Annotated in this window: 19 protein-coding genes; 8 read left to right on the top strand and 11 right to left on the bottom strand. The window is 65.0% G+C overall.

The window, feature by feature from the left end; translation table 11 throughout:
- Window positions 1-106 precede the first annotated feature (106 nt).
- The 3 genes from WJU17_RS06430 to WJU17_RS06420 form a co-directional block, all read right to left on the bottom strand.
- Window positions 107-3,562, bottom strand: coding sequence for an AAA family ATPase (locus WJU17_RS06430; RefSeq protein ID WP_346326508.1), 3,456 nt, complete (start codon window positions 3,560-3,562; stop codon window positions 107-109).
- An 18-nt stretch (window positions 3,563-3,580) separates the two neighbouring features.
- Window positions 3,581-4,324, bottom strand: coding sequence for a DsbA family protein (locus tag WJU17_RS06425; protein WP_346326507.1), 744 nt, complete (start codon window positions 4,322-4,324; stop codon window positions 3,581-3,583).
- Window positions 4,325-4,395: 71 nt separating this feature from the next.
- Window positions 4,396-4,881: a DciA family protein gene (locus WJU17_RS06420; protein ID WP_346326506.1), complete on the bottom strand. Its 486-nt coding sequence runs from the start codon at window positions 4,879-4,881 to the stop codon at window positions 4,396-4,398.
- 62 nt (window positions 4,882-4,943) lie between these two features.
- Between WJU17_RS06420 and mutY the strand changes: the two genes are divergently transcribed.
- Entirely contained in the window at window positions 4,944-6,005 is a 1,062-nt protein-coding gene (gene mutY / locus WJU17_RS06415) for an A/G-specific adenine glycosylase (protein ID WP_346326505.1), read from the top strand.
- On the opposite strand, the gene WJU17_RS06410 is transcribed toward mutY, so the two are convergent.
- The 6 genes from WJU17_RS06410 to WJU17_RS06385 form a co-directional block, all read right to left on the bottom strand.
- A complete protein-coding gene (locus WJU17_RS06410) occupies window positions 6,002-7,087 on the bottom strand; it encodes a site-specific DNA-methyltransferase (RefSeq protein ID WP_346326504.1) in 1,086 nt (361 codons plus the stop codon). The genes mutY and WJU17_RS06410 overlap by 4 nt on opposite strands.
- 107 nt (window positions 7,088-7,194) lie before the next feature.
- On the bottom strand, window positions 7,195-7,809 hold the full coding sequence (locus tag WJU17_RS06405; RefSeq protein WP_346326503.1) for a ribonuclease HII: 615 nt from the start codon (window positions 7,807-7,809) through the stop codon (window positions 7,195-7,197).
- A 26-nt stretch (window positions 7,810-7,835) separates the two neighbouring features.
- A complete protein-coding gene (locus WJU17_RS06400) occupies window positions 7,836-8,942 on the bottom strand; it encodes a PA0069 family radical SAM protein (RefSeq protein ID WP_346326502.1) in 1,107 nt (368 codons plus the stop codon).
- Between the two features lie 131 nt (window positions 8,943-9,073).
- Entirely contained in the window at window positions 9,074-9,622 is a 549-nt protein-coding gene (gene moaB, locus WJU17_RS06395) for a molybdenum cofactor biosynthesis protein B (protein WP_346326501.1), read from the bottom strand.
- Entirely contained in the window at window positions 9,619-11,367 is a 1,749-nt protein-coding gene (locus WJU17_RS06390) for a lytic transglycosylase domain-containing protein (RefSeq protein WP_346326500.1), read from the bottom strand. The genes moaB and WJU17_RS06390 overlap by 4 nt, the downstream gene beginning before the upstream one ends.
- Before the next feature lie 74 nt (window positions 11,368-11,441).
- Window positions 11,442-12,263, bottom strand: coding sequence for a uracil-DNA glycosylase (locus tag WJU17_RS06385; protein WP_346326499.1), 822 nt, complete (start codon window positions 12,261-12,263; stop codon window positions 11,442-11,444).
- A gap of 96 nt (window positions 12,264-12,359) precedes the next feature.
- On the opposite strand from WJU17_RS06385, the gene WJU17_RS06380 reads away from it, so the two are divergent.
- The 5 genes from WJU17_RS06380 (at window position 12,360) to WJU17_RS06360 (ending at window position 17,971) form a co-directional block, all read left to right on the top strand.
- Window positions 12,360-12,650: a DUF1244 domain-containing protein gene (locus WJU17_RS06380; RefSeq protein ID WP_346326498.1), complete on the top strand. Its 291-nt coding sequence runs from the start codon at window positions 12,360-12,362 to the stop codon at window positions 12,648-12,650.
- Between the two features lie 135 nt (window positions 12,651-12,785).
- Window positions 12,786-14,432 carry an electron transfer flavoprotein-ubiquinone oxidoreductase gene (locus WJU17_RS06375; RefSeq protein ID WP_346326497.1) on the top strand — a complete coding sequence of 549 codons (1,647 nt, stop codon included), beginning with the start codon at window positions 12,786-12,788 and terminating at the stop codon, window positions 14,430-14,432.
- A gap of 146 nt (window positions 14,433-14,578) precedes the next feature.
- Window positions 14,579-16,222, top strand: coding sequence for a tetratricopeptide repeat protein (locus WJU17_RS06370; RefSeq protein WP_346326496.1), 1,644 nt, complete (start codon window positions 14,579-14,581; stop codon window positions 16,220-16,222).
- 3 nt (window positions 16,223-16,225) lie between these two features.
- Window positions 16,226-17,122: a 4-(cytidine 5'-diphospho)-2-C-methyl-D-erythritol kinase gene (locus WJU17_RS06365; RefSeq protein ID WP_346326495.1), complete on the top strand. Its 897-nt coding sequence runs from the start codon at window positions 16,226-16,228 to the stop codon at window positions 17,120-17,122.
- 48 nt (window positions 17,123-17,170) lie between these two features.
- A complete protein-coding gene (locus tag WJU17_RS06360; protein ID WP_346326494.1) occupies window positions 17,171-17,971 on the top strand; it encodes a dienelactone hydrolase family protein in 801 nt (266 codons plus the stop codon).
- A gap of 3 nt (window positions 17,972-17,974) precedes the next feature.
- On the opposite strand, the gene WJU17_RS06355 is transcribed toward WJU17_RS06360, so the two are convergent.
- Window positions 17,975-18,742 carry a YdcF family protein gene (locus tag WJU17_RS06355; protein ID WP_346326493.1) on the bottom strand — a complete coding sequence of 256 codons (768 nt, stop codon included), beginning with the start codon at window positions 18,740-18,742 and terminating at the stop codon, window positions 17,975-17,977.
- 6 nt (window positions 18,743-18,748) lie between these two features.
- On the bottom strand, window positions 18,749-19,717 hold the full coding sequence (locus tag WJU17_RS06350) for an NAD-dependent epimerase/dehydratase family protein (RefSeq protein ID WP_346326492.1): 969 nt from the start codon (window positions 19,715-19,717) through the stop codon (window positions 18,749-18,751).
- A gap of 169 nt (window positions 19,718-19,886) precedes the next feature.
- Between WJU17_RS06350 and wecB the strand changes: the two genes are divergently transcribed.
- The gene (gene wecB / locus WJU17_RS06345; protein ID WP_346326491.1) at window positions 19,887-21,044 is read left to right on the top strand and encodes a UDP-N-acetylglucosamine 2-epimerase (non-hydrolyzing); all 1,158 of its coding nucleotides are present in this window, start codon (window positions 19,887-19,889) and stop codon (window positions 21,042-21,044) included.
- 3 nt (window positions 21,045-21,047) lie between these two features.
- Window positions 21,048-22,295 (top strand): UDP-N-acetyl-D-mannosamine dehydrogenase, encoded by a 1,248-nt coding sequence (gene wecC / locus WJU17_RS06340; protein WP_346326490.1) that lies wholly within the window; start codon window positions 21,048-21,050, stop codon window positions 22,293-22,295.
- Window positions 22,296-22,309: the final 14 nt, after the last annotated feature.

Genomic DNA, 22,309 nt, shown 5'->3' with positions numbered 1-22,309 from the left:
CCATAGGCGGGACCCCCTGGACTGTCAAGCAAACGGGGGAACGCCATAAGTTATTGACTGATATGCAAAAATCGTCATGCCGACATAGTCCAATAACGACGCGGACTTATTCGGCGGCCACCAGTTGCTCGGCTTCTCCCAGGTCAACGGAAACCAGTTGCGAGATGCCGCGCTCGGACATTGTAACACCGAACAAGCGGTGAAGGTTCGCCATGGTGAGTGCGTGATGCGTGACCACGAGGAAGCGGGTGCCGGTCTTTCCTGAAATATGATGCAACAGGTTGCAGAATCTCTCCACATTGGCATCGTCGAGAGGGGCGTCCACCTCGTCGAGAATGCAGATGGGCGCGGGATTTGTGAGGAACACGGCGAAGATCAGCGCTAGCGCGGTCAGCGCCTGCTCGCCGCCCGACAGCAAGGACAGGTGCTGGAGACGCTTGCCGGGCGGACTGGCGTAGATCTCCAGCCCTGCTTCGAGCGGATCGTCCGATTCCGACAACTCCAGATGAGCGGCGCCGCCGCCAAACAGATCGGTGAACAGGGCACGGAAGTGTTCGTTCACCGTGCCGAACGCGGCCTGAAGCCGCTCGCGGCCCTCCTTGTTCAGCGCGGCGATGGCGTGCCGCAGCTTGCCGATCGCCGCGTCGAGATCGTCGCGTTCGCGGATCATGGTGGCGAGCTGTGTCTCGACCTCGACGGCTTCGTCGTCGGCGCGCAAATTGACTGGTCCCATGGTGTCGCGTTCGCGCCGCAGCCGATCCAGGCGCTGGGCCACGTCCTCGATATCGGGCAGAGGCGTCTCTTCGTCGTGTTCGGCGAGGCCCAGGGTTTCGTCGGGCCTGCAATCCAGATCCTCGGCGATCTGGGCAACCACGTTGTCGAAGCGCTCCTGCGCGTGCTCGGCGTCGGCCTCGGCGCGGACGCGCGCCTCGCGGGAGCGAGACAGATCCTGCTCGGCGGCCCGCGACGCTGCATCCAGGCGGGACAGCTCGGATTCGGCGGCGGCCAGGTCGGCGGCGGACGCCTGGCGGCGTTCCTCCGACGCGGTGATCTGTTCGGCGAGACGGGCACGCTTGTCCTCAATGCCGGCAGGCTGGTCGCGCAGTTCTTCGAGCGAGACCTCGGCCTCGGTCTTGCGCGCGGTCAACTGGCTCAACTGGGTGGCGGCGCCTGCGGCGCGGTTCTTCCAGGCCAGTTCGTCCCGGCCAATGGCGGCGACCCGGTTGGCGCGAAAGCCGGCTTCGCGGGTCAGGGTGTCGCGCGCGGCCTTGGCCTCGCCCAAGGCATTGCGCGCGGACTCGACCGCCTTGCGGGCCTGCTGCACCGGTTCGTTGAAACTGTCGGCCGGCGGCAGCCCGTCCAGCGACTGGCGGATTTCGGCGAGCCGTGCCTCGTTGCCGGCCAGCTCCTCGCGCAGCCGCGCCTCGGTGTCCTGCAACGCCGCGATGCGGCTGTTCTGTTCGGCCAGCTGCTTGGCGACGCGGGTTTCCGCGTTGCGGGCCGCGATCAGCGCTTCTTCGCTCTCGCGTACCAGCTTCTGGGCCTGCCGGTCGCGTGTGGACGCCGTGTCGAGAGCATCCACCAGCACGGAAAGTCCCTGCTGCGTGGCGGTCAGGCTCTGTTCCACCTCCGCGAGGTCGCGGCGCACGGCCTCCAGCCGGTTGCGCTGCTCCAGCCGTGTCGCCGCGGCGCTGGGCGCGCCGGCGCGGACAACCTTGCCGTCCCAACGCCAGGCATCGCCGGAGCGGCTGACCAGGATCTGTCCGGGACGAAGCCCGGCCTGCATCCGGTCGCCTTCCGCCGCGTCGATCACGCCGATCTGCGCCAAGGCCCTATCGAGCGCGGCGGGACCGGTGACGAAACCGCCAAGCGCCTTGACGCCTTCGGGTAAAGGCTGGTCGGCGGCCGGCGGCAGCGTCTGCCAGAATGTCGCGGCCTCGCTGCTATCGGACAGGTCGAGATCATCGCCAAACGCCGCCGCCAGGGCCGCTTCGTAGCCGGCCTTCACCTTGATGCGGTCCAGGATGGGCGTGAAGCCGCCGCGCGATGACGAGGCGGTAACGGCGGCCAGTCCGCGTTCCTCGGCCTGCAGTTCGCGGACTCGACCGCGGATTTCATCGAACGCGCCGCGTGCCTCGGCTTCTTCTGCCTGCGCAGCGGCGCGGGCGGCGCTGGCGGCCTCGGCGTCGGCCCGGGCGTCCTCGACCCGCGCACGTGCGGCGTCGACGGCCCTCGCCGCGTCTTCCTCGGCGTTGTCGGCGGCCTTGCCCGCCATGAGCCGGGATTTCTCGGATTCGGTCGCCTGCAGGCGCTCGCGCAGCCGGTTGACTTGTTGGCCCAGCTGGCCGGCCTGATCGCTCAGGCCGCGCCGTCGTGCCGAGGCTTCCGCCGCCTTGGCGTTCAGGGCATCAAGCGCGGCTTCGGCTTCGCTGGTTTCCGCCGCGACCCGGTCGACGGCGAGGTTGGCCGCCGCCATGCGCGCGGGATGCCCGTCCTCTTCCTTGGCCAGCGCCGCGCGTTCCGCGACAAGCTGTTCCAGATGACCGGCGGCGTCGCGTGCCTGGGTCTCCTCGCGGGTTATGTCGGCGACGATCTGGCTCAGCCGCGATTGCAAGCCGGCGATGGCGTCACGCAGCCGCCGGGCTTCGGCATCGAGATTGTCCTGTTCGATCTTGAGCCGGTGTGTCGCCGCGGCTGCCTCGGCGGCCGCCTCCCGCAGGGGCGGCAATCTCGCGCTTGCCTCGGCCTGAGCGGTGCTCGCGGTCGCCGCGACCCGAGTGCGCTCGGCGACAAGCGCCTCGGCTTCCTTCAGGGCCTTTTGCGCCATCTCCAGCGCGCCCGTGGCGTGCAGCCACCGAAGGTGCAGCATCAGCGCTTCCGTCGCGCGCAGCCGTCCGCTCAGTGTCTTGTAGCGCGCGGCCTGCCGGGCCTGCCGCTTCAGGCTGGCCAGCTGGGCCTCGATCTGGGTCATCACGTCCGCCAGCCGCTCCAGATTGGTCTGGGCGGCCTTGAGGCGCAGCTCGGCCTCGTGCCGGCGCGAATGCAAGCCGCTGGTGCCCGCAGCTTCCTCGAGAATCGCGCGACGGTCCTTGGCCTTGGCGTTGATGATGCCGCTGATCCGTCCCTGCGACACCAGCGACGGGGAATGCGCGCCGGTCGCCAGATCGGCGAACAGCAGCTGGACATCGCGGGCGCGAACCTCCTTGCCGTTCAGCCGGTAGACCGAACCGCTCTCGCGTTCGATCCGGCGCGAGATTTCGATCTGCTCATGTTCGTTGAACGCGACCGGCGCGGTCCGGTCGGTGTTGTCCATCATCAGGGTGACTTCGGCCAGGTTGCGCGGCGCCCGTACCGCCGTGCCGGCGAAGATCACGTCGTCCATGCCTTCGCCGCGCATGTTCGACGGCTTGGTCTCGCCCATGACCCAGCGCAGGGCTTCCAGAAGATTGGATTTGCCGCAGCCGTTCGGTCCGACGATCCCCGTCAGACCGGGCTCGATGTACAGCTCCGTCGGATCGACGAAGGACTTGAACCCGGTCAGTCTGAGGCGCTGGAACTGCAAGCCCTGTCTCCGGTGATCCTATTGCTTGGGCAGCTGGTCGTTGAGGAACTTGGCCAGATCGCCATAGGCGCGCGAGCCTTCGTACAGCGTGCCGTTGATAACGATCGACGGGGTGGCATGCACGTTGTAGCGCGACTTGGCTTCTTCCATCCGGTTGGCGATCTGTTCCTTCAGCGGCTTGTTGCGCAGACAGGCCTGGAACTGCTCCTCGCTGGTGCCAACCGCTTCGCCGTAATCGGCCAGACGGCCGCGTGTCGCGTTCTGGGAGACTTCGTTGATCGGGCCCGGAGCCGGCATCCACTTGCCCTGCTCGGCGAACAGTTTGTCGACCACGGCGAAGAAATTCTCCTCGCCGGTGCAGCGGGCCAGGATGGACGCGTCCACCGCATAAGGGTCGAGCGGAAACTCCCGCACGATGAAGCGCACCTTGCCGGTGTCGATGAAGTCGCGCTTCAGCAGCGGAAAGGTGGTCTGCTGGAAGCTGGCGCAGTGCGAGCAGGTCATGGAGGCATATTCGATCACCGTGATCGGCGCATCCACCGAGCCTTCGGCCATGTCGCCCAGCGGGACGCCGGCGATCGGCTGCAGGTCGGCGGGCGCGGTTTCCTCGGCGGCGGCAGGCGCGGCGTCGGTCTGTTCTTCCTTTTCGTCAGGCCCGCTGGCGTCGCCGTCGTTGCAGCCGGCGACGAAGAGGCCGAGCGCAAGCAGCGCGGCGGCGGGAAAGCGGAAAACAGAAGACAGTCGATTTTGATGCTGTGTCATGGCGATCCACAAGATGTTGTGTGAGTATACGGATTTCTGGGGGCATCGACAAGAACCGAGCGGTGCGCCCTTTAGGGTGAGGGGTCTGCCAGCACTTTCCGGCCAAGCCGGGCAAGCGCATCCCGCATCGGGCCGGGCTTCAGGGCGTCGAGGCTTTCGTTCAGGTCGCGTTCCACCTCGGGCGACAGGGGCGCCGGCGGTTGCCGTCGCAGGGGCGCGGGGCGTGGAATCGGACCTTGCTTCAGAATCAGCTTCGTCACCGCCCGGTATCCGTAATAGGTGTTCACCCGATCAAGGATTTGGGGTGTGAGATGCTGGAACTCCAGCGCGAAGCTGCTTTCGACGCGAATGAAAAGGGCGCCGCCGGTGCGCTCGGCCGAGGGGAACTGCAATTTCTCCGGCAGCGAGCGGGACGCCAGCAAGGCGCCGACGATGTCGCGCCAGCGCGTCACGATTTCGTGCTGGGCAAAACCCTGCCGGCGCAGCGCCGGCGTCAGCAACGGCCTGGCCAACTCGCCGAAGCGGCGTGTTCCGGTGCTCGTGCGTTTGGCGCTCATGGGACTCTTTTGACAGCGCGCCTTCCGGCTGGCAACGATTTTCCCCGGAGAACCGCCCGCCCATGACCAAGACTCCCGCGCAGACCCTGCAGAGCGACCTGCTCGACTGGTACGACCGGCATCGCCGCATCCTGCCGTGGCGGGCCTTGCCCGGCGCCCCCGCCGATCCCTATGCGGTCTGGCTGAGCGAAATCATGCTGCAGCAGACGACCGTCGCCACCGTGAAGGGCTACTTCGCCCGGTTTCTCGCCCGCTGGCCCACCGTCGCCGACCTGGCCGCCGCGCCGCTGGACGATGTGCTCACGGAATGGGCCGGGCTGGGCTACTACGCTCGGGCGCGCAATCTGCACAAATGCGCCAATGCGGTGGTGGAGCGGCATGGGGGCCGCTTCCCGTCGGAGGAGGCCGCGTTGCTGGCCCTGCCCGGTATCGGGCGCTATACGGCGGCGGCCGTCGCCGCCATCGCCTTCGACCGGCAGGCCACCGTGGTCGACGGCAATGTGGAGCGCGTCATCAGCCGTCTCCATGCCATCCAGGATCCGCTGCCGGACTCGCGGCCCGAGATCTATCGCCGCGCCGCCGAGATCACACCGGTCCGGCGGGCCGGCGACTTCGCGCAGGCGATGATGGATCTGGGCGCGACCGTCTGCACGCCGCGCAATCCGTCCTGCATGGTGTGTCCGTGGTCGGCGCACTGCGCGGCGCGGATCGCGGGCATTGCCGGCGAGTTGCCGCACAAGAAGGACAAGAAGCCGCGCCCGACGCGCTACGGCATGGCGTTCTGGCTCGAACGCGAGGGTGTGGGTGGCCGCGAGGTGCTGCTCCGGCGCCGGCCCGAGGAAGGACTGCTCGGCGGCATGATGGAGATTCCCTCCAGCCCGTGGACCGAGGACGACGCCGCCGATGGCTGGTCCCACGCACCCGCCCAGGTCGCCTGGGAAGCCGTGGACGAACCCGTCATCCACGTATTTACCCACTTCCGGCTGGAACTGGATGTCATGCGCGGCGCAATGCTGGGGCGGGGCCCGGTCGATGGCGTCTGGGCGCGGCTGGATCGGTTGAAGGATTACGCGCTGCCGACGGTGATGACCAAGGTGGTAAAGGCCGCGCGGGGAAAAGCCTAGATCACCATTTCCGACCTGATCTTCTGGCGCAGCAGGTCGATCGGGATCAGGGCGCCCTTGTCCTCGAAGTGCCAGAAGGTCCAGCCATTGCAGGCGGGCGCGCCCTGGACGCGGGCGCCCATCTGGTGAATCGAGCCGGTGGCGTCCAGCGCCACCAGCGAACCGTCGGCGCGGACCTTGGCGCGATGGCGGCGAGTCGGGTCGAACAGCATGGTGCCGGCCGGCAGCAGGCCGCGCTCGACCACGGTGCCGAACGGAATGCGCGGCTGCGACCGTTTGGATTCGGTGATCTCGGTCACGTCGTCGGGCAGGGTGCGGACCTTGGACAGGCGCTCGCGGGCGACGTCGATATAGCGGCGCTCGCGCTCGATGCCGATGTAGTGGCGGCCCAGTTTCTTGGCCACCGCGCCGGACGTGCCCGAGCCGAAGAACGGGTCGAGGATGACGTCGCCGCGATTGGTGGTCGCCAGGATCAGCCGATGCAGCAGGGCTTCCGGCTTCTGGGTCGCGTGGGCCTTGTGGCCGTCGATCTTCAGGCGCTCGCGGCCCGAGCAGATCGGGAACAGCCAGTCGGAGCGCATCTGGAGATCGTCATTGGAGACCTTCATGGCCTCGTAATTGAAGGTGTAGCGCTTCTGGTGCTCGTCCTTGGCGCACCAGATCAGCGTCTCGTGGGCATTGGTGAAGCGGGTGCCCTTGAAGTTCGGCATGGGGTTGGTCTTGCGCCATACGACGTCGTTCAGCATCCAGAACCCGAGGTCCTGCAGCGCCGCGCCGATACGGAAGATGTTGTGATAGGTGCCGATCACCCACAGGGCGCCATCATCCTTCAGCACGCGGCGCGCCTCGGTCAGCCAGGCGCGGGTGAAATTGTCATAGGTGCCGAAATCGGCGAACTTGTCCCAGTCGTCGTCCACGCCATCGACCTTGGAATTGTCGGGTCGGTGCAGATCCTGCTTGAGCTGCAGGAAGTAGGGCGGATCGGCAAACACCAGATTGACGGATTTGTCGGGCAGGGCGCGCATCGCCTCGATACAGTCGCCTTCGATGATCGTGTCGACCCTTACGGTCTCGGTTGCCATTTGTTTCCGCCCTCATTATGTCGCTCGGCCTTGGGACCGATTCGCGCCATGGTGAGTCAGGCGATTCTTCACGTCAACTATTAAGTTCGGCGATTCACGGTGTTGAATCAAACACTTGTTGGTGAATCCTGATTCATGAGTCGATATATGGGCGAGAAGCTTTTGCGATGATGAGGGGTTATTCCCACCATCGATAGTGCTCGTTGATGCTCGGGCGTACCATATCCTGCGTTCCGCTCCCAACCGTAGTGGGGATGCGCGGTGGCCAGTTCCGCCATGATCCTGTCGCGCGTCACCTTGGCGATAATCGAGGCCGCCGCGATGGAAAGGCTGGTAGCGTCACCGCCGATGACCGGGCGTGTCGGACACGGTGCGTCCTTGGGGCAGCGGTTGCCGTCGATCAGAAGGTGGTGAGGTCGTACGGGCAAGGCCTCCACCGCGCGCAGCATGGCCAGGAACGTGGCCTGTAGAATATTGATGCGGTCGATCTCCTCGACCGTGGCAATGCCGACACCCACATGGGCCGACGCCACGATCAGCCCGTGCAGATGCTCACGCCGGTCGCGCGGCAGTTTCTTGGAATCGTCGATGCCGTCTGGAACACGCGCGATGTCCAGCACGACGGCCGACGCCACCACAGGCCCGGCCCACGGGCCGCGCCCCGCTTCATCCACGCCGGCGACAATGCCGCCGATCTCCAGTTCGATGGAAAAATCCGGCATGGGGATTCTTTAGCACATGAAACCGGCTAGAAAAGACTGAACTGGTCACCATCGGCGAGCGGCGGCTGGAACGCGGACAGATCGAGCGCATGCCGCGGCCGGTCCATGCCGAGACGGCGGCACGCCGCCTGGAACCGCTGGGCGATCAGCTCCGCATAGGGACCTTCGCCCTTGCCCCTGGTAAAGAAACTGGCGTCGTAATCCTTGCCGCCACGGGTCGATCTGACCAGGTTGATCACCTTCCGGGCGCGGTCGGGATAGTGCTCCTCCAGCCAGTCGCGGAACAGATCCTTGATCTCGTAGGGCATGCGCAGCAGCACGTAACCGGCCCGCCCGGTGCCGGCATCGCGCGCGGCCTGAAGCAGCGCATCGATCTCGTGATCGTTAAGCCCCGGGATCAGCGGCGCGGTCATGACGGTGGTCGGCACGCTGGCCTTGTTCAGCGCCTCCAGCGTCGCGAGACGCCGCGACGGCGTCGCCGCCCGCGGCTCCATGCGCCGTGCGAGGGCCCGGTCCAGCGAGGTGAGGGAGACCGCCGCGCTGACCAGATTGCGACTCGCCATGTCGGCCAGGATGTCCAGGTCGCGCTGGATCAGCTGGGATTTGGTGATGATGGTCACCGGATGGTTGAAGGCGCTCAGCACCTCCAGAATACGCCGGGTGATGCCGTGAATTCGTTCGATGGGCTGATAGCAGTCCGTGTTGACGCCCAGCGCGATCACGGCCGGTTTGTACCCCTTCCGGCGCAGTTCCCTCTCCAGCACCTCGGGCGCGTCGAACTTGGCGAACAGCCTGCTCTCAAAGTCGAGCCCCGGCGACAGACCCAGATAGGCATGGCTGGGACGCGCGAAGCAGTAGACGCAGCCGTGCTCGCATCCCCGATAGGGGTTGATGGACCGGTCGAAGGCGATATCCGGCGACTGGTTGTAGCTGATGACGGTGCGCGCCGTATCCGGCTGGACCGTGGTCCGCAGGGGCGGCGGCTCCTCGTCGATGGTGTCCCAGCCATCGTCGAAGACCTGGGTCTGGAAGCGCTCGAACCGCCCGGTGGTGCGCGTCGCCGATCCGCGCCCCCTCCGGGCGTCGGGCTGGACGTCGTGGACGGTTCGTGGCGGTTTGTAGGAGCGTGACATCTCGAAACAATAGAGCGGCAAAATAGAACAAAACAAGAACATTTTTGATGTGCTAACACGTATGCCTGCGTGTCTTCTATCGTCAGTGTTTGGCGTGAGAGTTCAGGCGGTAGCGCAAAAGTGGTCCAGCATCACTTGCCGCGGCCGGTCACGTGTTCCTGCAGCCGGGGCATCAGTTCGACGAAATTGCAGGGCCGAAACCGGTAATCCAGCTGGTCCTTCAGGATGCCGTCCCAGCCGTCGCGACACGCGCCGGGCGAGCCGGGCAGGGCGAACAGATAGGTGCCGCCGGCGACGCCGCCGGTGGCGCGCGACTGGATGGTCGAGGTTCCGATCAGCTTGTAGCTGAGCATGCGGAACACCTCGCCAAAGCCCTCGATCTTCTTCTCGTAGACCTGCTCGAACGCTTCGGGGGTGACATCCCGGCCGGTTACACCCGTGCCGCCGGTGGAGATCACCACATCGACATCCGGGTCGGAAATCCAGGCGCGGAGCTGGTCGACGATGGCCGGGATGTCGTCGGTCACGATGGCACGGGCTGCGAGCAGGTGGCCGGCGGCGGTCAAGCGATCGACCAGCGTCTGGCCCGACTTGTCATCCTCCAGCGTCCGGCTATCCGACACGGTCAGCACCGCGATGTTGACCGGCACGAAATTCCTGCTCTCGTCGATCCCACTCATTGCGATGCCAGTTCCCGGTTGTCATGGCGGTCATAGGTCGGCGCGGCGCCGACGACCATGGCGTCCAGCGATGCGGATGGCTGACCGAACCGGGCCCTGTAGACCCAGAGGTTCTCGAGAACGTGTTCCACGTAGGCGCGTGTCTCGAAGATCGGGATGGATTCCATGAACAGCAGCCAGTCATTGCCGGAATCGTCCCGCGCCAGCCATTTGGCCACATTGCCCGGACCGGCATTGTACGAGGCCGCGACCAGGATGAGGTTGTTCTGGGTCACCCCCTTGTCGAACAGGTACATCAGGTATTTCTGGCCCAGCTTCATGTTGAAGGAGGGGTCGTACAGCCGTTCCGAATTGCGGTCCTTCAGGCTGTTGTCGCCGGCGATGTAGCCGGCGGTGGCGGGCATCAGCTGCATCAGACCGCGCGCGCCGGCCGAGCTGGTGGCCCGGACCATGAAATTTGATTCCTGGCGCATGAAGGCATAAAGCAGCGCCCGGTCCAGCTTGAACCCGTCCTCCGGCTGCCAAGACGGCATGGGGAACAGGGCCGGTTCGACGATCGCGCCGCCCTTGCGTTCGGTGAACCGTGCCAAGGTCACGGCGGCACCGATGAAGTCCAGCCGCGCCGCCACCTTCACCAGTCCGTCGCGGGGCACGTCCGGACCCAGACGGCGCATGGCCAGCCGCATCTCTTCATCGGCGGTGATCTGATCGCCTATCTGCGCCAGGGCGACGGCCCGGCGCGCACCCGGATAGTACAGCGCCTCGTTCAGGTCGCCCTGGGTGATCGTCGGCGGCGTCCAGTCATAGGCCGGCACGATACCCAGCTGCCGTGCCGCCAGGATGCCATAGAAGGTCCGGCGCGCCTCGGCGGCCTTTTCCAACAGCGCGACGGCCTTTTCCGGCTCGCGCTCCTTGATGTGCGCGCGCGCCGCCCAATAGGCGCCGGCCACACCCAGCTGCGTGCCCGAATCAGGGGCGTCCCAGGTTTTCTCGAACATTTTGGCGGCTTTGCCGTACTTGCCCATGCGCCAGGCGGAAAGGCCGGCCACCCAGGCGCCCTCGGCGATGTCGCCCTTGCCCTTGTCGACCGCATCGTCGCCCAGATCGAGCGCCTTCTTGTACTTCTGGTTGAAGTAATAGGTCTTGGCGATCAGCGACAGTTGAGTGCCATAGGCGTCGTCGTCGAAAACATCCTTGCCCTTCACCGCCTTCAGCAGGCTTTCGGCCTTTTCCGGTTCGCGCGCCGCCAGGGCCGACGCGATCGATGCGCGCACTTGCGCCGCTCGGTTTCGGCGCGCCTGCTCCTGCGGGCTTAGCGGCTGGGCGTCGCTGGTTGTTACGGGAGGAACGTAGCGCTGGGGCACGGGCGGAACCGGCGCGACTTCCTTTCTCGGCTTGCGCTTCATGGCAAGCGCGTAGATCTCGTCCGCCTCGGGATAGTCCGCGTACAGGGTCATCCAGTCGCGCAGCTCGATATAGCTCGAGCGGTACTTGGTCGGATGCATGTAGCGCTGATGCAGCACGTGGCCCATCAGGGCCGTGTCCTGGATTTTCTTGATCTGCTTATCAGCCTCGGCCCAGTTGCCGCCGCGCTGCAGCTCGAACACCTTCTGGTACAGCGCCGCGTCGCTGGCGGTCAGGACACGCGGCTCGATGCCCATCGGCACGGTCTTGGCCGCCGCGGCAGAGGCTGGTGTCTGGGTGCTCTGCGTGGCGGGCGTTTGGCCGATTGCCGTTGTCGTCATCAACAGGGCGAGCCCTGCCGCGGTGATGTTTGCTAACCGTGCTTTCATGCGTTCGTTCTGTTCCGTCGGTCTCGTTACTGAGGGGTGTCGAGTGATTCCAGCCGGGTTTTCACCTTGAGGAAATCCTGCCAGGCGTCGCGCTTCGCCGAAGGCTGACGCAGCAGATAGGCTGGATGGTAGGTAGGCAGGACCGGTACGTCGAGCCCGTTCTTGCCGTAACTGCGCCATTTTCCCCGGATGCGAGTGATCCCTTCCTGCGTTTCAAGGATCGTTGCGGCGGCAGATTTTCCCAGGAGAACGATGAGCCGGGGCTGTACGAGCTGGATATGACGCTCGAGAAAGGGAAGGCACAGTTCGGCCTCGAGTGTCGTCGGCGCCCGGTTCCCCGGCGGTCGCCAGAAGGTGATGTTGGTGATGTAGGCCGATCGGCGGTCGCGGCCGATGGCGGCCAGCATCTTGTCCAGCAGCTTGCCGCTCTGGCCCACGAAGGGTGTGCCCTGGCGGTCCTCGTCGGCACCCGGCGCCTCGCCGATGAACATCAGTCCGCTGGCCGGATTTCCGTCGGCGAAAACCAGATTGGTGGCGGTCGCCTTCAGCGTGCATTGGTCGAATTCACCCAGCGCGGCGCGCAGATCCTCCAGCGTGGCGCAGGCGTCGGCGATGCGTCGCGCCGCCGAGACGGATTCCTGCACGGGTTCCAGGGGCAGCGAGGACGGAGCGCGGGCGCGCTCCGGCATGCCACCTGAAGCGGCAGGCGTCGGCGAGCGCGGTTCGGCCGGTTCCCGGCTCACGGGCTCGGCAAGGCGATTGACCGGCGCGTCGCCAATGGCTTCATCGGCGCCCATCTCGACCTGCCAGCGCAGCAGGGCAAGCAGGGCGTCTCGATCTTCCATCATGGTCTGGCCGGTTCCGTGAATTTCAGGGCTCGCTGTGTTGGCTGTATGATCATCCGGGGCATATAGTATGACAAAACCACATCGAGGAGCACCGATATGGACGCCGTCACGCAGACAGAACTGGAAGCCGCCGCTTTCCGCCGCCTGGTCGAACATCTGCGCGAGCGTACAGACGTGCAAAACATCGACCTGATGAACCTGGCCGGTTTCTGCCGGAACTGCCTGTCCAACTGGTATCAGGAAGCTGCCAGTGAACGCGGCGTGCCGATGGACAAGGGCACCGCGCGTGAAGTGGTCTACGGCATGCCCTATGAGGAATGGAAGGCCAAGCACCAGTCCGAGGTAGCGCCGGAGAAGCTGGCTGGATTCCAGCCGCACAACCACTGAAACGGGTTAGGCTTGCTCTCCGCGGCCAGGAATTGGTGCAATCGCGGCCGGGGGCCATGCCCCGAACGTTGACCCCTGCGCCCTGCGGCGCATATAAGGCGGGCTGCTCAGGAGCGAAAACACAAGGGGCGCGTAATGGAACGTGAATCGATGGAGTTCGACGTGGTCATCGTCGGCGCCGGTCCCGCGGGACTGGCAGCGGCGATCCGGTTGAAACAGCTGTGCCAACAGAACGACGTCGATTTCAGCGTCTGCGTCATCGAGAAGGGTTCGGAAGTCGGCGCGCATATCCTGTCCGGCGCGGTGTTCGAGCCGCGCGCGCTCAGCGAGTTGCTGCCCGATTGGAAAGAGCGTGGCGCACCGCTCGAGACGCCCTGCAAGCAGGACAAATTCATGTACCTGACCGAAAAGGGCTCGGTCAGTTTCCCCACCTTCATCATGCCGCCCGTATTGCACAATGACGGCAATTACATCGTGTCCCTCGCCAATGTCTGCCGCTGGCTGGCGACCCAGGCCGAGGAACATGGCGTCGAGATCTATCCGGGTTTCGCCGCCGCCGAGGTGCTCTATCACGAAGATGGCAGCATCAAGGGCGTCGCGACCGGCGACATGGGCGTCCACCGCGACGGCACGCACGGGCCGAACTATACCCAGGGCATCGAGCTGCATGCGAAGTACACCTTCTTCGCGGAAGGCGCGCGTGGCTCCCTGACCCGGCAGCTGACCGACAAGTTTGGCCTGCGCGACGGCATCGGCCCGCAGAAGTTCGGCATCGGCATCAAGGAACTGTGGGAGATCGATCCCTCCAAGCACAAGCCCGGCTACGTCCAGCACACCTTCGGGTGGCCGATGGACATGAACACCTATGGCGGCTCGTTTCTCTACCATTTCGGCGAGAACCTGGTGTCCGTGGGCTTCGTGATGGGCCTGGACTATGCCAATCCCTATCTGTCTCCCTATGACGAATTCCAGCGCTACAAGAGCCATCCGGATATCCGGCCGACCTTCGAGGGCGGCAAGCGCATCGCCTATGGCGCGCGTGCCCTGACCGCGGGCGGTTTCCAGTCCGTGCCGAAACTGGCCTTCCCGGGCGGCCTGCTGATCGGCTGCACCGCCGGTTTCATGAACGTGCCGAAGATCAAGGGCTCCAACAATGCCATGAAGACCGGCATGCTGGCCGCCGAGGCGGCGTTCGAGGCGCTCAAGCGCGGCTCGGAAGGGCACGATACGCTGAGTTCCTATGTGACGGCCTATGAGAATTCCTGGGTCTACGAGGATCTGAAGGCGGTCCGTAACGTGAAGCCGGCGTTCGCCTATGGCCTCATTCCCGGCGTGCTCATGACCGGAATCGGCGGCTGGCTGGGCGGTAAGCTGCCTTTCACGCTGAAGCACAAGAAGGCCGACCACGAAGGTCTGCGCCCGAAGACTGAATTCCAGCCCATCGCCTATCCCAAGCCGGACGGCGTCGTGACCTTCGACAAGCTGTCCTCGGTGTTCATTTCGAACACCAATCACGAGGAAGACCAGCCGATCCACCTGACGCTGAAGGATCCCAGCGTTCCGATCGAGGTCAATCTGGCCAAGTACGACGCGCCGGAACAGCGTTATTGCCCGGCCGGTGTGTACGAAATCGTGCGCGATGATGGCGGGGCTAATCCGAGATTGCAGATCAACGCGCAAAATTGTGTGCACTGCAAGACTTGCGATATCAAGGATCCCACGCAAAATATTGTGTGGGTCACGCCCGAAGGCGGCGGCGGACCAAATTACCCGAACATGTAAGGGGCGGAATGACGGCAATATCCCGGCGGGGGCGCGGAAAAGCCTCCAGAGTGCTACCAGGCCTCAAGGCCCTGGGCCGGGTTGTATTGATCGGCGGCGCGTTGACCGTAGTCCCTTCGGGGGCGTTCGCGACGCAGCAAAATTCGGTGATCGGCAAAGCGGCTGACGCCGCGGAAGCGGCGGACGCCAAGGCTTTCGGCGACTACCTCTCCGGCCGCTTCGCCATCGTCAACCGCGACACGGAAGCGGCGGCTGACTACTACATCCGGGCGGTCGCGGGCGATCCCAACAACACAGAACTGGTGCATCAGGCCTTCACCATCGCCATCGCGGGCGGCCGTCACGACGACGCGGTGCGCATGGCCCAGCGTCTCGCGGACCTGAAGGAAAAGCCCACCGGTCTGACCGATCTGGTCCTGCTGGCGGATGATCTGAAGCGCGACAAGCTCGCCGAGGCGCGCACGCGGATCGACGGTATGGCGCGTAATGGTATCGTCGAGCTGATGGCCCCGGTCATCTCCGCCTGGATCGACGCGGCGGAAGGCAAGACGGACGACGCGCTGGCGGATCTGGACCAGCTTGCCGCGAACAAGGGCTTCGTGATTTTCATGAAGACCCACCGCGCCTACATCCTCGATTTCGCCGGTCGGGTCGAGGAGGCCACGGCCGCCTATGACGAGGCCATCGCGCTGCAGAAGGGCGCTGATCTGCGCCTTGTGCTGGCCTATGGCCGTTTCCTCGAGCGGCACGGCAAGACTGATCAGGCCAAGGCGGTCTATGCCGCCTATCTGCATTCCTATCCGAGCAACGTTCTCATCGAAGCCGCCCAGCAGGGCGTGCGCGATGACGGCGCGCTCTATCCGGTCATCAAGACCGCAGCCGATGGCGCGGCCGAAGCCTTCTTCAGCACCGGCCGTGCATTGGCGCAGGAGCGTTCGCGCGGTTCCGCCGTCATGTATCTTCAGTTGGCGCTGGCGCTGAAGCCCCATTTCCCGGTGGCGAATCTGCTGCTCGGTGACGTGTTCGACCGGGACGGACAGTACGACGAGGCGCTTGCCGCGTATAAGGCCGTCATGGATGACCCGGTTCTCGGCTGGGACGCCCGCTTCGAGGCCGCACTGCTCTATAACCAGATGGACAAGCCCGAGAAATCGATCGAGGCGCTCCAGGGCATGCTCGCCGAGCGACCCGAAAGCCTGAACGTTCTTACGTCGCTGGCCGATACGCTGCGCAGCGAGGAGCGGTTTCCCGAGGCGCGTGCCGCCTATGACAAGGTCATGGCCAAGATCGGGACCCCGGCGGAACGTCACTGGGCGCTGTTCTATGCGCGTGGCATCACTTTCGAACGGATGGAAATGTGGCAGGAGGCCGAGGCCGATTTCCGCAAGGCGCTGCAATTGTCGCCCGATCAGCCGCTCGTGCTCAACTATCTGGGCTACAGCCTGATCGAACAGGGCGTCAAGCTGGACGAGGCGCTCGTCATGATCCAGAAGGCGGTCGAGCAGCGGCCTGACGATGGGTACATCGTCGACAGCCTCGGGTGGGCGCTGTATCGACTGGGCCGCTATACGGAAGCCGTCGAATGGCTGGAGAAGGCCGCCGCGCTGATTCCGGAGGATCCGACCATCAACGATCATCTGGGCGATGCGTACTGGCAGGCTGGCCGCCGCCTCGATGCGACCTTCCAGTGGCGTCATGCCGCGGCGATGAAACCCGAGGCCGAGGAACTGGTGAAGATCGAGGCCAAGATCAAATCGGGCCTCGACACCGAAAAGCGCAGCGAGAAGTAACGCTTGGACACGGCATCCGCAGGCACCGTGCTGGCTGAAACGGCATGGGCCAAGCTCAACCTTTATCTCCACGTCACCCGCATTCGCGATGATGGCTATCATGAGCTCGACAGCCTGTTCGTCTTCACGGATATCGGCGACCGCTTGAGCGTCGAGCCTGCCGATACTCTGTCGCTGGCCTTGGACGGTCCATTCGCAGGTGACATTCCGGCCAGTGACGACAATCTGGTGCTGCGCGCGGCACGCGCATTATCGGACATCGCCGGTCCGGCGCGGCAGGGGGCGCTGATCCGCCTGACCAAGAACCTGCCCGTTGCCTCAGGCATCGGCGGCGGCTCGGCGGACGCGGCCGCTGCCTTGCGGTTGCTGAACCGCGTCTGGGGGCTGGGTCTGCTTCCGCCAGCGCTGGAGCGGATCGGCGAAGGACTGGGCGCCGACATTCCCGCCTGCGTGCGCAGTATCCCGACCCAGGTGTCCGGGATCGGCGAAATCCTCACGGACGCGGCGCCGTTGCCGCCTTGCTGGGTCGTGCTGGTGAATCCCGGCGTCGCTGTTGCCACGCCGGCCGTCTTCAGGCGTTTCGACGCCGATGTCACCGCGTTTCGTGCACCGGCGCCGCTGCCCGCCGCGGACCGCGCCTCGGCCCTGGCTGGCGCCTTGCGCGAGCGCCACAACGATCTCCAGCCACCGGCCATTGCCCTGGCGCCCGTCATTCTGGACGTGCTCGCCGCGCTGGAGACGCAGGACGGCTGTCTGATGGCGCGAATGTCCGGCAGCGGGGCCACCTGTTTCGGTCTTTTTCCGGATTCGTCCTCCGCCGCGCGTGCCGCCGGGATACTCGGAGCCCGAAACGCGTTGTGGTGGACGGCGCATGGCGTGCTTCGGAGTGGCGGCGGCTGACCGCGCTGCGTATCATGCGCCGCCAGCCTTACAGCCGTCGGACATGTCTTGAAAATTTTCCATCTGGTTACCATCGCCCTTGCCTTGTCGTTCGCCGCCTGCGCGACCGATGCCAGGCAGGCCAGCGCGCTCTCCGATATCGAACTGACTTGGCACAATGCGCTCAGCGCGGTGCCGGAGGCGCTCGGCGGGGGCGGGATCACACGGATTTCCGACGCCAAGCGTCAGGCGCAGCTGGACATCGCGGACCGCAAGTTTCCCGTGGTGGTCTACATGCACGGCTGTACCGGTTTCGCGGATGAGGATCGCGGGCTGATCCGCAAGATCGCCGCCGCCGGTTACGTGGTCGTTGCGCCGGACAGCATGGCGCGAAAGTATCGCCCGCTGCAGTGCTCGTCGTGGGACAAGAAGGGCGGCGTCAACCTGTTCGTCTTCGACTTTCGTCAGGCCGAGATCAATTTCGCCCTGCAGGAAATGGTCGGCAACAAATGGGCCGACTGGGACAATCTGTTCATTGTCGGCGTCAGCGAGGGCGGCCTCGCCGCCGCGCATTTCCGCGGCGACATCTTCCGCGCGCGGGTGATCACCCAGTGGACCTGCCATGGTTCGACGTGGGTGCGCGGCATTGATGGGCCAGATACGACGCCGATCCTGTCCGTCGTGCGCAAGAACGACCCGTGGTACGATGCCGAAAACAGCAAGCAGGCGGGCGATTGCGGCGCCTTCTTCGGCGACAAACGTCCAGGTTCGAAATCGCTGGTGCTGGAGCGCGGATCCAGCCATTCCGTGATTGGCGACGATGGCGTCGTCGCCGAGATCATCGGCTTTCTCGGCCGGAACCGGAAATAGGCATCAGCGCGGAAACAGCGCGCTGGTCCGGTCCTGCAAGCGATAGGCGACAAGCGCCGCCCATTCCCGAACGATGAAGTCCATCGCGGCGAGCCGGAATCCGATGCTGCTGAAGCTGTCGCCGGAAATCGTGCCGTCGGTGTAGTAGTCGACCGGGAAGGGCACCACATCCCAGCCCAGTCGCCGGAAAATTCCGACCGCGCGAGGCATGTGGTAGGCCGAGGTCACCAGCAGCCAGGTTTGCCCAGGCTGCGGCTTGACCAGTTCCCGGCTCATCAGCGCATTTTCCCAGGTCGTCGTCGACCGGTCCTCGAAGACCGCGTTCTCGAGGGGCAGGCCGATCTCGTCGAACAGCCGGCGCGCCACGTCGGCTTCGCTCAGCTTGTCCTTTGGGTTCCAGTGTCCACCCGAGATCAGCAGCGTGGCGTCCGGATAGCGGCGCGACAAGGCGGCCGCTTCGGTCAGCCGTTCGACCCTGTCGTTCAGCTGCGGTCGGCCCCAGCGTTCCGTGGTGTTGGTGTTGACGGCGCCGCCCAGGCTGATGATGCCGTCGACCCTGGCGGGCAGTGGGGGATGGGGAAAGCGGGTCTCGAGGGTAACGGTCAGGTAGGACGCCAGCGGCGTCAGCATGATCGCGGCGAAGACCATTCCGGTCAGCGCGAGCAACCACTTAGCCGTGGCGTGCCATCCGGTCAGCCATAACACGCCGCCCAGCACGGCCATGATGAACAGCGAGTTGCTCGGCTGGAAGATGATCCACAGCATGCGCATGGGCGATCAGAGGCCGCGCCAGCGCCTGTACCAGTCGACGAAGCGCGGCACGCCGACCTCGAGCGGGGTAGTCGGCTCGAACCCGTGGTCGCGCCTGATGGCGTCGATGTCGGCGTAGGTCGCTGGCACGTCGCCCGGCTGCATGGGTTCGCTGATCACGGACGCCTTGCGTCCCGCGGCCTGCTCGATGATCTCCAACAGCTTGGTGACAGGCTCGGGCTTGTTGTTGCCGATGTTGTAGAGGCGGTGCGGCCGTTCCCCGTTCGGCGGTCCATCCAGCACGGCGAGGACGCCTGCGACGATGTCGTCCACATAGGTGAAGTCGCGCAACAGGCGGCCATCATCGAACAGCTTGATCGGCTTGTTCTGGAATAGCGCCTCGGTAAAAAGCCAGACGGCCATATCGGGACGACCGGACGGGCCGTAGACCGTGAAGAAGCGCAAACCGGTCTGCGGGAAGCCGTAGAGATGGGCATAGGAGACGCTCATCAGCTCGTCTGCCCGCTTTGTCGCGGCATAGAGCGAAACCGGGTGCTCTACGGGATCGGTCTCGGCGAAAGGCTGCTTCGCATTGCCGCCATAGACCGAGCTCGAGCTGGCATAGACGAAATGCTTCAGACCCGGCGTATGCCGCGCCAGTTCCAGCATGGACAGGTGACCGACCAGATTGGCCTTCGCGTAAGCCATGGGATGTTCGATGGAATAGCGCACGCCCGGTTGCGCGCCCAGGTGAACGATCCGGTCGATCCCGGCGTCGCGCAGGGTCTCCATCAGGGTAACATCGTCGGAAAAATCCAGTTTGTGGAAACTGAATCGGTTGTGGGGCCGCAACTCGGCCAGCCGGGATTCCTTCAGGGCCACGCTGTAATAGTCGTTGAGGTTATCGATGCCGACAACCTCCTCGCCGCGCGCCAGCAGGGTGCGGGCGACGTGGAAGCCGATGAAGCCGGCGACGCCGGTAACCAATACGGCCATGCTCTGTTCGCCCTCGCGTTGGTTGAAGATCGGGCGACGATACAGGAAACAGGTTGCGCTTTCATGTGCCGGATCGGCAGGTACGGCTTGAGCGTGTAAATCTGTCGTGAAATCCACGGCTTCGTCGTAAGGTCGTGGGGTACGCGCAATGAGGGATGCGGCGCCGACGATGAAGATTCTGACTGTTTTCGGAACGCGGCCCGAGGCGATCAAGATGGCGCCCGTGGTCAAGGCGCTCGAGCGCAGCGCGGTGCTAGACGCACGGGTCTGCGTGACCTCGCAGCACCGGCAGATGCTGGATCAGGTCCTCGATCTGTTCGATATCCGACCGCATTACGACCTCAACATCATGAAAGCGGCGCAGTCCCTGACCGATATCACATCTGGGGTCCTGGCTGGTCTGGCACGCGTGTTCGAGGACTGGCAGCCGGATCGCATCCTGGTTCACGGCGACACGACCACCACCTTCGCCGCTTCGCTCGCGGCCTATTATCGCAAGATCGACGTCGGCCATGTGGAGGCCGGCCTGCGAACCGGTAATCGATACAGTCCCTGGCCGGAAGAGATGAACCGGCGCCTGACGGGCGCGCTCGCGGACCGCCATTTCGCGCCGACAAGCCGGGCCCGGGACAATCTGTTGCGGGAGAACACGCCCGAAGACGCGATTTACGTCACCGGCAATACCGTGATCGACGCGCTCCATCTGACGCGGGATCGGCTGCTGGCCGACCCTGACGCCATCGCGCGGTATGACGAGCGCTTCGGCTATCTGGGCGACAAGCGGCTTGTCCTGGTGACCGGACACCGACGCGAGAGTTTCGGCGATGGGCTGCGCAACATGTGTCAGGCGCTGGCGGATCTGGCCGCGCGCGGCGATGTCACGGTGCTCTATCCGGTTCACCTCAACCCCAATGTCAAGGGACCGGTGCACGAGATCCTGGGCGGTTTGCCCGACATCCATCTCGTCGAGCCCGAGGATTATCTGCCCTTCGTCTACCTGATGAATCGCAGCGCGCTGATCATCACGGATTCCGGCGGCATCCAGGAGGAGGCGCCTTCACTGGGCAAACCGGTCCTGGTCACCCGCGACACCACGGAACGGCCGGAAGCGGTCGATGCCGGAACGGTGCTCATGACCGGGACGGACCGGGACCGCATCGTCGCCGAGGCTTCCCGCCTGCTCGACGAGCCGGCGCGCTACCGGCGCATGAGCCAGGCCCACAATCCCTATGGCGACGGCAGGGCGGCGGGCCGGATCGTCGGCTACCTTGAATCACTGGCGGGTCACGGCGTGATGCCTGAACCATGGACGGATATGGCGGCTTAAACGATGGCGCGTTTCGACAAGACGGTTTGCGTAATGGGGCTGGGCTATATCGGCCTGCCGACGGCCAGTCTGCTGGCGACCCGGGGGTACAGCGTTCTGGGCGTGGACGTCAGCGAAAAGGTGGTGGGCGCGGTACAGGCCGGCACGCTGCATTTCCACGAGCCGGACCTCGATATCCTGGTCGCGTCCGCGGTCGGCAGCGGACAATTGACCGCGTCCTATGAACCGGCGCCGGCCGACATCTTCATCATCGCCGTGCCCACACCCTTCGCCGAAGGCCATGCGCCGGACATGTCCTACGTCGAAGCGGCCACCCGGGCACTGGCGCTGCACCTGCGTCCAGGCAATCTCGTCATTCTGGAATCGACCAGTCCCGTTGGCGCGACCGAGCAGATCGCCGGATGGATCGCGGAAATGCGTCCGGATCTCGGACCCGAGATCACGAAGGGACCGAACCGCCTCTACCTTGCCCATTCCCCGGAACGGGTGTTGCCGGGCAAGGTGCTGCAGGAGCTGGTGATCAATGACCGCATCGTCGGCGGGCTCGACTCCGAGTCCGCGCAGGTGGGCGCCGATTTCTACCGGACCTTCACCACCGGCACCGTCTTCACCACAAAGGCGCGCACTGCCGAATTGTCAAAGCTGGCGGAAAACGCCTTTCGCGACGTCAATATCGCCTATGCCAATGAATTGTCCCTGATCTGCGATCGGCTGGGCGTCAACGTCTGGGAACTGATCGCGCTGGCCAACCGGCATCCGCGCGTGAACATCCTTCAGCCTGGCCCGGGCGTCGGCGGGCACTGCATCGCCGTCGATCCCTGGTTCATCGTGCATTCCGCGCCGAGCGAGAGCCGTCTGATCCAGACCGCGCGCGAGGTCAATGACGGCAAGCCGCGCTGGGTCATTGACCAGGTGAAAACGGCGGCTGACCGCTTCAAGGACCCGGTGGTCGCCTGCCTTGGCCTTGCGTTCAAGGCGAACATTGACGATCTGCGGGAGAGCCCGGCGCTGGCGATCACCGCCGAGCTGGCGCGGCAGAACGTGGCGACCGTCCTGGCGGTGGAGCCTTTCGTCAGCGAATGTCCGGAGAAACTGGCCGGTTTCGCCAACCTAGAATTCGTCGGCGTCGACGAGGCGCTGCGCCGCGCGGATATCCTGCTGGTGCTCGTGGATCACGAACGCTTCAAGGGTATCGAACACGAACAGCTGGCTCGCAAGGTCCTGATCGATACGCGTGGCCTGTTTCGCTAGCGACGCGTAACGGA

The organism is Iodidimonas sp. SYSU 1G8 (assembly GCF_039655775.1).
Taxonomy (GTDB): Bacteria; Pseudomonadota; Alphaproteobacteria; order SMXS01; family SMXS01; genus RI-34.
Note: the sequence above shows the minus strand (reverse complement) of the source record. Positions and strands in the feature narration are given on the sequence as shown.